This is a genomic window from Rhodococcus sp. NPDC078407 (assembly GCF_044542515.1).
Lineage (GTDB): Bacteria > Actinomycetota > Actinomycetes > Mycobacteriales > Mycobacteriaceae > Rhodococcoides.
The window spans coordinates 16171-29929 of sequence record NZ_JBITUQ010000027.1 but is presented as its reverse complement, the minus strand read 5'-3'; the positions used below and the strand labels follow the sequence as shown (position 1 = coordinate 29929).

General features: G+C 65.9%; 9 protein-coding genes. 3 read left to right on the top strand and 6 right to left on the bottom strand.

The window, feature by feature from the left end; all coding sequences use genetic code 11:
• The first annotated feature begins 94 nt into the window (after positions 1-94).
• On the top strand, positions 95-4639 hold the full coding sequence (locus ACIGGF_RS21670; protein WP_397523220.1) for an ATP-dependent helicase: 4545 nt from the start codon (positions 95-97) through the stop codon (positions 4637-4639).
• Positions 4640-4671: 32 nt separating this feature from the next.
• Positions 4672-5454, top strand: coding sequence for a DNA-formamidopyrimidine glycosylase family protein (locus ACIGGF_RS21665; RefSeq protein WP_397523219.1), 783 nt, complete (start codon positions 4672-4674; stop codon positions 5452-5454).
• Positions 5455-5602: 148 nt separating this feature from the next.
• Here ACIGGF_RS21665 and glpD read toward each other — a convergent pair whose 3' ends face one another.
• The 3 genes from glpD to ACIGGF_RS21650 all read right to left on the bottom strand — a co-directional run bounded on the left by glpD (position 5603) and on the right by ACIGGF_RS21650 (position 10204).
• Complete coding sequence (gene glpD, locus ACIGGF_RS21660; protein ID WP_397523218.1) at positions 5603-7333, bottom strand: glycerol-3-phosphate dehydrogenase; 1731 nt, start codon at positions 7331-7333, stop codon at positions 5603-5605.
• 101 nt (positions 7334-7434) lie between these two features.
• The gene (locus tag ACIGGF_RS21655) at positions 7435-8661 is read right to left on the bottom strand and encodes a PLP-dependent aminotransferase family protein (RefSeq protein ID WP_397523217.1); all 1227 of its coding nucleotides are present in this window, start codon (positions 8659-8661) and stop codon (positions 7435-7437) included.
• Between the two features lie 139 nt (positions 8662-8800).
• Positions 8801-10204: an NAD(P)H-quinone dehydrogenase gene (locus ACIGGF_RS21650; protein WP_397523216.1), complete on the bottom strand. Its 1404-nt coding sequence runs from the start codon at positions 10202-10204 to the stop codon at positions 8801-8803.
• Between the two features lie 182 nt (positions 10205-10386).
• On the opposite strand from ACIGGF_RS21650, the gene ACIGGF_RS21645 reads away from it, so the two are divergent.
• A complete protein-coding gene (locus tag ACIGGF_RS21645; RefSeq protein ID WP_397523215.1) occupies positions 10387-10851 on the top strand; it encodes a gamma-glutamylcyclotransferase in 465 nt (154 codons plus the stop codon).
• A 13-nt stretch (positions 10852-10864) separates the two neighbouring features.
• Here ACIGGF_RS21645 and ACIGGF_RS21640 read toward each other — a convergent pair whose 3' ends face one another.
• From ACIGGF_RS21640 to ACIGGF_RS21630, 3 genes are read right to left on the bottom strand one after another with little or no spacing between them, the layout of a single operon-like run.
• Complete coding sequence (locus ACIGGF_RS21640; protein WP_397523214.1) at positions 10865-11329, bottom strand: TrmO family methyltransferase; 465 nt, start codon at positions 11327-11329, stop codon at positions 10865-10867.
• Between the two features lie 14 nt (positions 11330-11343).
• Positions 11344-12507: a M20 family metallopeptidase gene (locus ACIGGF_RS21635; RefSeq protein WP_397523213.1), complete on the bottom strand. Its 1164-nt coding sequence runs from the start codon at positions 12505-12507 to the stop codon at positions 11344-11346.
• Positions 12504-13667, bottom strand: coding sequence for a M20 family metallopeptidase (locus ACIGGF_RS21630; protein WP_397523261.1), 1164 nt, complete (start codon positions 13665-13667; stop codon positions 12504-12506). Before ACIGGF_RS21630 ends, ACIGGF_RS21635 begins: the two co-directional genes overlap by 4 nt.
• Between the last annotated feature and the right edge of the window lie 92 nt (positions 13668-13759).

Here is a 13759-nt window from a genome sequence, read left to right as displayed (position 1 = left end):
GGGCTCCGGGTACCCGAATCGGGCGAAACGACACCGCAGCGCACGGCGTCGCGCGCCGGGGTTACCTGTCGGTGCCTCGGGGCATGATGGTGGGATGGCCAGGCACAGTATCGGCACCGACATCATGGAGAAGCTGTCGCGGCCGACTCGCGAGTGGTTCACCGGCGCATTTCCGGCCCCCACGTCGGCACAGCTCGGTGCCTGGTCGTCCATTTCCAGCGGATCGCACACCCTGGTCGTCGCCCCGACCGGTTCGGGAAAGACGCTGTCGGCGTTCCTGTGGGCCCTCGACGAGCTGGCGCAACTGGGTGCGGACAGCACTCGCAAGACCAAAGTGCTCTACATCTCGCCGCTCAAGGCTCTCGCGGTGGATGTCGAGCGCAATCTGCGAGCCCCGTTGGTCGGCATCACGCAGACGGCCAAGCGCCTCGGCCTGAACCCGCCCGAGATTTCCGTCGGGGTCCGCTCGGGCGACACCAGCGCCGCAGATCGCCGGACCATGATCAAGACTCCACCCGACATTCTCATCACCACTCCGGAATCCCTGTTCCTCATGCTCACCTCGGCCGCGAGAGACATCCTCGCCGAGGTCGACACCGTGATCGTCGACGAGGTCCACGCCGTCGCAGGCACCAAACGTGGCGCTCACCTCGCGGTGTCGCTCGAACGGCTCGACGCGATGCTGGACAAGCCGGCGCAACGCATCGGACTGTCCGCGACCGTGCGTCCACACGAGGAGGTGGGACGCTTCCTGGCCGGTGCCGCTCCCATCGAGATCGTGGCACCGCCGGCCCCCAAGACGTTCGACCTCACCGTCCAGGTTCCCGTCGAGGACATGACCGAGCTCGGTGTCACGGACTCGAACGCCGATACCTCCGCTGCTCCGCCGGCGCAGGGGTCGATCTGGCCGCACGTCGAGGAGAAGATGGTCGATCTCATCCTCGAGCACAGTTCGTGCATCGTGTTCGCCAACTCGCGCAGGCTCGCCGAACGCCTCACCGCACGCCTCAACGAGGTGTACGCCGAACGTATCGGCGGCGATGTGGACACCGAGCACAAGCCACCGTCCCAGGTCGGCACCGCCTCCGACGTGAACCACGGTGCCGACCCACTGCTCGCCCGGGCCCACCACGGCAGCGTCAGCAAGGACCAGCGCGCGCTGATCGAGGACGACCTCAAGACCGGTCGGTTGCGCTGCGTCGTGGCCACCAGCAGCCTCGAACTCGGAATCGACATGGGCGCGGTCGATCTCGTGGTTCAGGTGGAGGCACCGCCGTCGGTGGCCAGTGGGTTGCAACGCGTCGGCCGCGCCGGCCACCAGGTGGGCGAGATTTCGAAAGGTGTGCTGTTTCCCAAGCACCGCACCGATCTGATCCATTGCGCAGTCACCGTCGAACGCATGACCTCGGGCAAGATCGAGGCACTTTTCGTACCTGCCAATCCACTCGACGTGCTGGCCCAGCAGACCGTCGCGGCCTGCGCGCTCGAACCCATCGACGCCGAGGACTGGTTCGAATCCGTCCGCCGCACCGGTAGTTTCGCAACACTCCCCCGGTCGGCCTACGAGTCGACTCTGGATCTGCTCTCGGGTCGCTACCCATCCGACGAATTCGCCGAGCTTCGGCCGAGGCTCGTGTGGGACCGCGACGCCAACACTCTCACCGGCCGCCCCGGCTCGCAGAGACTCGCCGTCACCTCTGGCGGCACCATCCCGGACCGTGGCCTGTTCACCGTGTACATGGTCGGCGAAAAGCAATCCCGGGTAGGCGAACTCGACGAGGAGATGGTCTACGAATCACGAGTGGGTGACGTGTTCGCGCTCGGTGCCACCAGCTGGCGGATCGAGGAGATCACCCACGACCGCGTACTGGTCAGCCCGGCGTACGGCCAACCGGGCAGGCTTCCGTTCTGGCACGGCGACGGTCTGGGCCGACCGGCCGAATTGGGCCAGGCGCTCGGCGAGTTCCTTCGGAGCACCACCGATAGAAGCAACCTGGCCGAACGGTTGAGCACCGACGGGCTCGACTCCAACGCCGTCAACAACCTCATCGCACTGCTCGACGAGCAGTTGGAGGCCACCGGACAGTTGCCCACGGACAAGACGATGATCGTCGAGCGCTTTCGCGACGAACTCGGCGACTGGCGCTTGGTGCTGCACTCCACCTACGGCCAGCAGGTGCACGCGCCGTGGGCTCTCGCCGTGGGAGCACGGTTGATCGAGCGGTACGGCATCGACGCCGCCCCCACCGCATCCGACGACGGCATCATCGTTCGGCTCCCGGACACCGATGACCAGCCGCCCGGCGCAGAGTTGTTCGTGTTCGAGCGCGACGAGATTGCCGACATCGTCACCGAGCAGGTCGGCGGATCGGCGTTGTTCGCATCGAGATTTCGCGAATGTGCCGCTCGCGCACTGCTTCTCCCCCGTCGCAATCCGGGTAAGCGCGCGCCGCTGTGGCAGCAGCGCCAGCGATCGGCACAGCTGCTCGACGTGGCCCGGAAGTACCCCACGTTCCCGATTCTGCTCGAAACGGTGCGCGAGTGCCTCCAGGACGTCTACGACCTCCCCGCACTGGAAGACATTCTGGCCCGCATCGGCCGACGCCAGATCAGGATCGTCGACGTCGAAACACCGTCTCCCTCGCCCTTCGCGAATTCGCTGCTCTTCAACTATGTCGGCGCATTCATGTACGAGGGCGACAGCCCACTGGCCGAGCGCCGGGCCGCCGCACTGTCCCTCGACTCGGCGCTTCTCGCCGAGCTACTCGGGCGCGTCGAGCTGCGAGAGTTGCTGGACGACAGCGTCATCACGACCACCGAACTCGAATTGCAGCGTCTGCCCGAGGACAGACACGCCAAGGACATCGAAGGCGTAGCCGATCTCTTGCGGCTCCTCGGTCCGCTGACCGTCGAGGAAGTCGGTCTGCGGACCAACGGCGACGAATATCCGCAGTGGCTCACCGAGCTCGCCGATGCCAAGCGGGCGATGGAGGTCTCGTTCGCCGGCCGCACCTGGTGGACGGCCATCGAGGACGCAGCTCGCTTGCGGGATGCACTCGGCGTTCCGCTTCCCATCGGTACACCCGCCGCGTTCATCGAACCCGTCGACGACCCACTGGTCGACCTGATCAGTAGGTACGCCCGAACTCACGGCCCGTTCACCCTCGACGACGCGGCCGCGCGTTTCGGCGTGGGTACCGCGGTGGTGCGCGACGTACTGCGCCGACTGGCCGTCGACAAACGCGTCGTCGAGGGCGAGTTTCGTCCCGGCACAACGGGGAGCGAATGGTGTGACGCCGAGGTCCTTCGGCGGTTGCGGCGTCGTTCACTGGCGGCGGCGCGGCAGGAGGTCGAGCCCGTCTCGACCGCCACTCTGGGCCGCTTCCTTCCGGCGTGGCAGCACGTCGACAGTCGACGCCTCAGCGGAATCGACGGCGTCGCCACAGTCATCGAACAGCTTGCGGGCGTACCCGTTCCGGCGTCTGCATGGGAATCACTCGTGCTCTCGGCGCGAGTGAGCGACTACAGTCCAGCGATGCTCGACGAGTTGACCTCCACCGGCGAGGTGTTGTGGGCGGGGCACGGTGCAATCTCGTCCAAAGACGGCTGGGTGAGCCTGCACATGGCCGACACCGCCCCGCTGACTCTGGTGCCCGCCGCCGAATCCGACCTGTCCGAGTTGCAGATTCGCATCCAGGACGCAGTCGCGGGCGGTGGCGCGTACTTCTTCCGCCAGCTCTCCGACACGGTCGGCAGCACCGACGATGACGCACTGCAGGCTGCGCTCTGGGAGCTGGTGTGGGCCGGACGACTCAGCAACGACACGTTCGCACCACTGCGAGCGCTGTTGAACTCGACGGCCACCCGCTCCGCCCCGAGTCATCGATCGCCGCGTCGAACCCCGCGCCTGCGTTCCTACCGTCAGTTCGAGCGGCCGTCCCTACCCACCCGCACCGGCCCACCGACGGCCGGCGGTCGGTGGTCACGGTTGCCCGAACTCGAACCGGACCTCACCGTCCGCGCTCATGCCACCGCAGACGTACTCCTCGAGCGCTACGGCGTGGTGACGCGCGGTTCGGTCATGAACGAAGGCGTCCCAGGCGGGTTCGCCACGATGTACAAGGTGCTGACGGGGTTCGAGGATTCCGGTCGCTGCCGACGCGGCTACTTCGTCGATTCGCTCGGCGGTGCCCAGTTCTCCACCTCCGACGTCGTCGACCGTTTGCGTAGTTACGACGAACCGAAGAAGAACGCCACCGCCGTGGTGCTCGCGTCCTGCGATCCGGCGAATCCGTACGGCGGTGCACTGCCCTGGCCGAAGGCCGGCGGCAGCGAAGAGCCGGACGAAACGACGAAGCATCGGCCTGGCCGCAAAGCGGGCGCGCTGGTCGTACTCGTTCGCGGTGAGTTGACGATGTTCGTCGAACGTGGCGGGAAGTCGGTGCTGACCTTCGGCGACAACAACGAGGACATCGCCTCTGCTGCAACGGCATTGGCGACCACTGTCAAGCGCGGCGGGGTGGACAAGTTGCTGGTCGAGCGAATCAACGGTCACGACATCCACGGCACCGGCTTCGCGAAGACCTTGACCGAAGCCGGGTTCTCGGCGACCCCACGCGGACTTCGCCTTCGTCGCTGAAGCACCGCCCCCGAAAACGAAAGAGGATGCACATGCCCGAGGGCGATACCGTCTGGCGCGCCGCCAACACTCTGCGGGCAGCGCTCGAGGGCCAGCAGCTCACTGCCTGCGACATTCGTGTACCCCGTTACGCCACAGTGGACTTCACCGGCGAAACGGTCGAGTCCGTCTCTTCGAGGGGCAAACACCTGCTGATCAGAGTGGGCGGCTACTCGATCCACTCGCACCTGAAGATGGAAGGCACCTGGCACGTCTATGCGCTGGGGGCTCGCTGGCGTCGTCCGGCCTTCCAAGCTCGAATAATTCTGAACACCGAGAAGGCGCAGGCCATCGGATTCGAGCTGGGCGTACTGGAGATCCTCGAGAACGAGGACGACGCTGTCGGCTATCTCGGACCGGATCTACTCGGACCCGACTGGGAACCGGACATCGCCCTCACCAATCTGGAGTCGGATCCGGCTCGGCCGATCGGGCTCGCGCTTCTCGATCAACGCAACATCGCCGGCCTCGGTAACGTCTACCGCAACGAGATCTGCTTCCTTCGCGGAGTCGATCCCCGCACGCCGGTCGGCGAAGCCGGTGACCTGAAGAAGACGATCGACCTGTCCTATCGACTGATCATGGCCAACAAGGACCGCAACCAACGCGTCACCACCGGGGATCGGCGTCCCGGACGACATTTCTGGGTGTACGGCCGCGAGAACAAGCCGTGTCGACGGTGCGGTACCACCATCGAGTTCGGACTGATCGGAGACAATCCACTCGAGGAACGGCAGATCTACCACTGCCCGCACTGCCAACCCGCGCACATCTGACGGCGTCTTGTCAGCCGAGATACAGCCTGCTCACAGAATCGCCGTTCACCATGGAACCCATGTTGACATTGGCACTAATCACCCTGCTGGTCATGGCTGTCTCCGGCGCTACCGCAGCTCACGCACCTCGAACGCTGGTCCGAACGCGCTAGATCGTCCGAACCGGTTCCAGAATTTCCTGCCGGGCCTCCGGAGCGACGACGCGCAGAGCGTCCGCCGATTCGTCGTCGGGCTGGCGCTGCGATTCGATCTCGGCTTCGACGCGGGCGCGGTACGTCTCGACTTCACGATCGACCGTGGCCTCGTCCCACCCCAGGATCAGCGCTATCAACGCCGCCACCTGACCCGCACAGTTCATCCCGCGATGCGAGTACTCGATCGAGATACGAGTTCGACGCGACAGCACGTCCTCGAGATGCAATGCGCCCTCCGCCGCAGCCGCATAGACCACCTCGACCTGGAGGTAGGCCGGCGCATCGGTGAGTGGTTGCAGCAGTTCGGGTTTGCCGTCCGCCATCGCCAGCACCTCGTCGATCAACGAGCCGTATCGGTCGAGCAGATGCGTCACCCGATGGGGATGCAGGTTGTACATGTCGCCCAAGTGAGGTGCCTGATTGACCAGCGCGAAGTAACCGTCGGCACCGACCAGTGGCACCTTCTCGGTGATCGAGGACGCCACTCGTACCGGGATGTCCTCGGCCGCGAGATCGACGGCGTCCTCCGCCATCACTCGGTAGGTCGTGTATTTACCACCGGCGATGGCGATGAGTCCCGGTGCCACCCGAGCGACCGCGTGCTCGCGCGAAAGCTTGGAGGTTTCGTCGTTCTCACCGGCGAGCAGTGGCCGTAGGCCCGCGTAGACACCGTCGATGTCCTCGTGCGTCAATGCCGTGACGAGCACCGAGTTGACCTCGCCCAGGATGTAGTCGATGTCGGCTTTGGTGGCCGCCGGGTGCGCGAGGTCGAGGTTCCAGTCGGTGTCGGTGGTACCGATGATCCAGTGCGCACCCCACGGAATGATGAACAACACCGATTTCTCGGTGCGCAGAATGATCGCGGCCTCACTGACGATCCGATCGCGGGGCACCACGATGTGCACGCCCTTCGAGGCGCGCACCCGGAACCGTCCGCGCATGTTGGACAACGATTGAATTTCGTCGGTCCACACTCCGGTGGCGTTGATCACCACGTGTGCCCGCACCTCGGTGGTAGCACCGGTTTCCGAATCACGCACGCGCACACCGGACACCCGATCCGCCTCACGAAGAAACCCGACGACCTGCGTGGACGTACGCACCACCGCGCCGTAGTGGGCGGCCGTTCTGGCGACGGTCATCGTGTGCCGGGCGTCGTCGACGACGGTGTCGTAGTAGCGAATTCCGCCGATCAGCGACTTTCGTTTCAGACCGGGGGACATCCGGAGCGCACCGGAACGCGTCAGATGCTTCTGCTGCGGCACCGATTTGGCCCCGCCCATGCGGTCGTACAGGAAGATACCTGCGGCGATGTACGGGCGCTCCCACAGGCGATGGGTGAGCGGAAACAGGAATTTCAGAGGCTTGACCAAGTGCGGTGCAAGTGTGGACAACGAGAGTTCGCGTTCGTGCAACGCCTCGCGCACGAGCCCGAACTCGAGCTGCTCGAGGTAGCGGAGCCCGCCGTGGAACATCTTCGACGAGCGAGACGACGTGCCCGACGCGTAATCACGCGCCTCGACCAGAGCCACCTTCAGACCCCGAGTCGCCGCGTCGAGGGCCGCACCGGAGCCGACGACGCCACCGCCCACGACCACCACGTCGAATTGTTCCGATCCGAGTTGGTCCCACGCTTCCACCCGCTGAACGGGTCCGAGGAACTTCGTGTTCGATCGGTTGCTCACTGGGCGCTCCCTCTCCGTCGAAAATCCCCGCACTGCTTGCACGTCAGGCTACCGCCCCGGGTCGTTCGAGCGCAGAACCTGCAGTGGTTGGAGAACTGGGTTCAGAGTCCCCGGGCCGAAGCCGAGTGCGCGGCACCCAATCGTCGCACTGCATCCGCCAACACGGTCGGGGTCGAGCCGGCGAAGCTCAACCGGAGCGAGTGCCGGTAGCGCGAATCCGAACCGAATGCTGTGCCGGGCACGAACGCGACCCCGTGCTGCAGTGCAACCTGAAGCAACGCGGTCGTGTCGGTCCCGTCCTCGAAGGTGGCCCAGGCGAACATTCCACCCGTCGGACGCGAGACCGTGAGCAGACCCGCGAACTCGGCATCGAGTGCGTCCGTCAGTGCGGTTGCACGGCAGGCATACTCGCGACGCAGTGTGCCCAGGTGCACGGCCAGCCAGCCGGTATCGCCGAGCATGTCCGCGGTCATGAGCTGCGTCATCGAGGAACCGCACAGATCGGCACCCTGTTTGAGGAGCTCGACGGCCGCACACACGGCGGGCGGGGCGACGAACCAGCCCACCCGTAGCGTCGGGGCCAGAATCTTCGAGGCGCTCGACAACCGGATGACGCGATCGCCGAAGCACGCTATCGGCGGCGGCGGAGTGCCGCGTCCATCAGCGGGATCGGTTGCTGCGAAACAGATCTCGCCGTACGGGTCGTCCTCGACAACCCAGAATCCGTAGCGATCCGCGAGCGCCGCGAGGTGGCGTCGACGCTGCTCGCTCATCGTGACGCCACGCGGATTGTGGAAGTTCGCGACGGTGTGAACCAGCGTGGGCCGTAACCCTGCCGTCAGTCTGCGGTCGAGTTCGTCGGTGTCCATTCCCGTTTCGGTGATGGGAACGGCCTCGATGCGCGCTTCGGCAATCGAGAAGACCTGCAGCGCACCGGTGTAGGCAGGCTCGTCCACGACGACAACGGCGCCTGGGTCGATCAACGCCTGGGCGAGCAGCGTCAGCGCCTGCTGCGATCCATGCGTGACGACGACGGTGTCCGTCGGAACGCTCACTCCCCCGCGCTCGACACTCTCCCGCGCCGCGATCACCTCGCGCAGCGTGCGATGACCGGCGGTCTCGCAGTATTGGACAGCATCCGGGGTCCGCAACACCGCCTCGGCTGCAGCCGCGATGCGGTCGATCGGGATCAGGTCCGTGGCCGGCAGCCCGCCGGCCAGGCTGATGACGTCGTCGCGTGCAGTGAGGGCAAGGAGATCACGGATGGCTGAGCTGGAGAGTGATTCGGTGCGCCTGGCCAAGCCGGCGGGAGGGTACGTAGCGAACATGAGAAAGACTCCGGGGCAGCAGGAATGGGAGAACGGCCCGCGGATCCGCTGAGTCGAAGAAGGAGCGGACGGGTGTGTCCGCTCCTTCGACTGTCTCACGAGTGCCCGAGATATGAAATGTAATTCTCACATGATGAGATCAGTCCAGATCGTCGTGTGCCATCAACTGACGCGCAGCCTCGATCACCGAACCGGACAGCGACGGGTACACCGAGAACGTGTTGGCCAGATCGTTCACCGAGAGGTTGTTCTGCACCGCCATCGCGATCGGCAGAATCAGCTCCGATGCACTCGGGGCGACCACGACACCACCGATCACGACGCCCGTGGCCGGACGACAGAAGATCTTCACGAAACCACGCTTGAGCCCACTCATCTTAGCTCGCGGGTTGGTGGTCAGTGGCAGCATCACCACGCGCGCCGGTACGTCACCGGCGTCGATCGCGGTCTGCGCGACACCCACCGACGCGATCTCGGGCCGAGTGAACACTGCCGAGGCCACCGTCTTGAGTTTGATCGGGCTGACTGCCTGTCCCAGTGCGTGGTACATCGCGATGCGTCCCTGCATCGCCGCGACCGAGGCCAGTGGCAATAGACCGGTGCAGTCACCGGCAGCGTAGATGCCTGCTACCGCGGTACGCGAGACGCGGTCCACCCGCAGGTAGCCGCCCTTGTCGAGCTCGATACCGACCTTCTCGAGGCCCAGACCGGACGTGTTGGGCACCGATCCGACGGTCATCAGCGCATGACTGCCTTCGACGGTGCGGCCGTCCGAGAGGGTGACGAGAACTCCGTCGTCGGTGCGGACGACAGAATCGGCGCGGGCATGCTTGACGAGGGTGACGCCGCGCTCGTTGAACGCATCCTCGAGGACCAGAGCGGCATCCTCGTCCTCGTGCGGAAGCACGCGGTCACGGCTCGAGACCGCAGTGACCTTGACCCCCATCTCGGTATAGGCAGAAACGAACTCGGCACCGGTCACACCGGATCCGACGACCACCAGGTGGTCGGGGAGGGCGTCGAGGTCGTAGAGCTGACGCCAGTTGAGGATGCGTTCGCCGTCGGGTTCGGCCCCCTTGACCACGCGGGGGCGAGCTCCGGTTGCGATGAGCACGACATCGGCATCGAGGATGCGCTCCTCGCCGTCGGCGAGCACCGCCTTGATCTGATGCGAGGCCATCCCGACGTGCGAGTCGATCATCTCAGCGCGCCCGGCCAGCAGCTGAACGCCGACCGTGGTGACGCGATGGGCGATGTCGGAGGACTGGGCCTGCGCGAGGCTCTTCACGCGGTCGTGAATTTTCGGTAGCGCGACAGCTGCCTGCGACGGGTCGAGAGAGATGCCCAGGTCGCTGGCTCGACGCATCTCGGTGCGAATGCCGGTCGAGGCGATGAACGTCTTCGACGGCACGCAGTCCCAGAGAACGCAGGCACCGCCGATCCCGTCCGAATCGACCAGCGTCACCTCTCCGCCGTGTTGGGCGGCCACCAATGCTGCTTCGTACCCTGCCGGACCACCACCGATGATCACAATCCGGGTCATTGATCCTCTTCTCGCGTGCTCGAAATTCTGTCGCCCTGTCACCTCAACGGTATTCCAGACGCCGCCTCGGCGCGTCGGTAGGGCAGGCTTCGGTCGCCCGCCAAGGGGGCGGACCTGCGACGACTCACCGAAACGAGACCACGACGCGTCAACGGGCCCCGATACGGTTTAGGCTGGCCGACGTGCCAATTTATGCCGCCTACGGATCGAACATGCATCCGGAGCAGATGTTGCAGCGATGCCCGCACTCACCCCTGTCGGGTACCGGGTGGCTGCACGGGTGGCGATTGACCTTCGGCGGCGGCGACATCGGCTGGGAAGGCGCACTGGCAACGGTCGTCGAGGACCCCGATTCGCAGGTTTTCGTCGTGCTCTACGACGTATCCGACGAGGACGAAGAGAGCCTGGACCGCTGGGAGGGCTCCGAACTCGGCATTCACCGCAAGATCCGATTGCGCATCGAGACCGGCGGCGAGCCGGTGCTGGCGTGGATGTACGTGCTCGACGCCTACGAGGGCGGCCTGCCGTCGGCGCGCTATCTCGGGGTCATGGCGGAGGCAGCCGAAATTGCCGGTGCCCCACCCGAATACGTGCGAGACCTCCGAACGCGCAACAGTCGAAACGTCGGTCCCGGTACGTCCTCGTAGGTCGACGGACAGGTCAGAAGTAGTTCTTCATGACCGACGCCACCCACGTCGGTTCCGCGACGGCTGCGCGGTCGGGAACCATGGACTGCAGAAACGGCTTGACGTCGAACACGGGTGAGCCGTCGATCGCGTCGAGCCCGCGCACCCGCACGTGCAGGCCGTCGACGTGGACGATTTCGCAGCGCGATACACCGAGGTGGTTGGGCCGGTCCTTGACGCGCTGCGCGAGAACGCCCACCCGAGGAAGCGTCGTGTCGCCGCGAGGGTGACGTGAGCCGGTGGTGGTCGCGGCCGGATCACAGCGGTGGAAGCCGTAGACCACCTCGAGGTGCGAGAACTCGGTGAGACCGAGGGTCGCGTCGGCGTCGAGGACGCTGTCGTGGAGGTCGATGACGGACTCGACCGAACCCCAGTTGTCGTCCACCACCTCGGCGCGATCCGTCCGAACGGTTCCGATCGCCGAAATCTCGAAGGCCATATCGTGTCCTACCTCTAGTTCGGATCCAGTGCGATTCCGGTCATCACCTTCACACCCACGGCCAGTGCTCGCTCGTCGAGATCGAACGTGGGCTGGTGGATGTCGAGTTGCGGGCCGGTACCGGGCCAGACTCCCAGCCGAGCCATCGCCCCCGGCACCCGCTCGAGGTACCACGAGAAATCCTCGCCGCCGCCGGACTGCGCGGTATCGGCCAATGCGCCGGGTCCGACCCGGCCGATCGCCTTCTCGAAGGTGTGCGTGGACACCGGATCGTTGACCACCGGCGGTACGCCGCGACGGTAATGCAGCTCGAAGCGGACCCCGGTCGGCGCGAGCAGCCCCGTGACGATCTCGCGGACCAACGGTTCGAGCAACGCCCACGTCTCGTGGTCGCCGGTACGGACGGTGCCCGTCAACATGCCGGTCTGCGGAATGGCGTTGGGCGCCTGACCCGCGACCACCGCTCCCCACACCATCACCGTGCTGGTCCGCGGGTCGACCCGCCTGCTCAACATTCCGGGTAGGCCGGTGATGACGGTGCCCAGCGCATAGATGAGATCGGTGGTCAGATGCGGCCGGGACGTGTGTCCGCCGGGCGAATCCAGGCGCAGCTCGACGGTATCGGCCGCAGAGGTGATCGCGCCCAGGCGCACACCGACCTGCCCCACCTCCAGCCGCGGATCACAGTGCAGCGCAAAGATCTTGGTGACGCCGTCGAGCGCTCCTGCCGCCACCGCGTCCAGCGCACCCCCCGGCATGACCTCTTCGGCGGGCTGGAAGATCAGCCGAACGCCGTACTCCAGATTCGGAAGCGACGCCAGTGCGAGCCCGGTCGCGAGCAACACCGTGGTGTGCGCGTCGTGACCGCACGCGTGCGAGACGCCGGGCACCGTGGACGAGTACGCCGCGCCGGTGTTCTCCTGCAGCGGAAGTGCGTCCATGTCTGCGCGCAACGCCACTCGGGGCCCGTCGGGTCCTATGTCGCAGATCAACCCGGTGCCGCCGGGAAGAACCTTGGGCGACAACCCCGCGGCTTCGAGATGCTCGACCACGAATGCGGTGGTGCCGAACTCGCGGCGAGCAAGTTCCGGGTTGGCGTGGATGTGCCGACGCCACAGTGCGAGATCTGCCGTGTGGGACTGGATCCACTGCTCGACCGCGGCCTCGCGAGGGTTCACAGTCGCCCGGCCGATCGGGCGCTGACACCGTCGAGCAGACGGGCCCTGGTGTCGGGATCGGCTGCCGCCCGCGCGGCAGTTCTGGCCAGACCGAGGGCTCCGTCGTGGAGTGCTCGGTCGGCGGACTCGGTGACGCACGCAGCGGCGAACTCCGGCTGATGCGTCACCGCTCCGCCTGCGTCGAGCCCGATGACGGGATGGATACCGGGTAGAACATTCGTCACGTTTCCCATATCTGTGCTGCCCAACGGGCGAAATCCTTCCAAATCCGGAGCCAACGGCGATCGGCCCAGCGCTTCGATTTCTCGACGGAAAGCCGCGACCAGCCACGGATCCGGTGTCAGCGCCGCGTATGTGGGCGAGACCGTCCGTACCTCGTGAGTACATCCGGTGGCGAGGGCACCGGCCTCGAAGCACGCGAACGCTTTCGCCGTCAGCGTCGCGAGCGACTCCGTGGTGTTCGCACGGAGGTAGTAGAGCAACTCCGCATGGCCGGGAACGATGTTCGGGGCCGCTCCGCCGTCGCTGACGATGCCGTGGAACTGCTGACCCGGTGCCAGGTGCTGACGAAGCAGACCCAGCGCTACCTGGCTGATGGTGACCGCGTCGCCGGCATTGATGCCCCACTCCGGAGCTGCAGAGGCATGGGCGGCGCGGCCGGTGAACTTCACCGCGACGTCGGCCAGGGCCAACGAGGTCGCTCCGACGATGTCGAAGGGGCCGGGGTGGACCATCAACGCCGCGCCGACGGCGTCGAACACACCACGCTCGAGCATCAACACCTTGCCCCCGCCGGTCTCCTCGGCCGGGGTGCCGAGCACGCGAACGGTGATGCCCAGAGCGTCGGCTACCGGAGCGAGAGCCAGTGCCGCGCCCACCGCAGAGCCTGCAATGATGTTGTGCCCACAGGCATGGCCGATCTCGGGCAGGGCGTCGTACTCCGCACAGATCCCGATCACCAGGTCCCCGCTACCGAACGACGCGGTGAATGCGGTGTCCAGGTCTGCAACACCCGATTCGACCTCGAAGTGGTGGGCCCGGAGCGTGTCGAGAATCTTGGCGACGCTGCGATGCTCCTCGAACGCCAGCTCCGGTTCTGCATGGATCGAGTGCGAGAGCGCGACCACTTCGTCCGTGGCAGCGGAGAGGGCGCGGTCCATCGCCGTGCCCACCGCACCGCTGCTCGATTCGTCGATCACGACAGACAGTGTGTCACTAGCGCGGCCGAGAGTCGGATCGGCTGTGCCCAGTT

What these genes read in the sequence shown, in the direction of transcription:
- ACIGGF_RS21670 (WP_397523220.1), top strand. Translation starts at nt 95, where the DNA reads ATGGCCAGGCACAGTATCGGCACCGACATCATGGAGAAGCTGTCGCGG.
- ACIGGF_RS21665 (WP_397523219.1), top strand. Translation starts at nt 4,672, where the DNA reads ATGCCCGAGGGCGATACCGTCTGGCGCGCCGCCAACACTCTGCGGGCA.
- ACIGGF_RS21630 (WP_397523261.1), bottom strand. Translation starts at nt 13,667, where the DNA reads ATGGACCGCGCCCTCTCCGCTGCCACGGACGAAGTGGTCGCGCTCTCG.
- ACIGGF_RS21650 (WP_397523216.1), bottom strand. Translation starts at nt 10,204, where the DNA reads ATGACCCGGATTGTGATCATCGGTGGTGGTCCGGCAGGGTACGAAGCA.
- ACIGGF_RS21640 (WP_397523214.1), bottom strand. Translation starts at nt 11,329, where the DNA reads ATGGCCTTCGAGATTTCGGCGATCGGAACCGTTCGGACGGATCGCGCC.
- ACIGGF_RS21655 (WP_397523217.1), bottom strand. Translation starts at nt 8,661, where the DNA reads ATGTTCGCTACGTACCCTCCCGCCGGCTTGGCCAGGCGCACCGAATCA.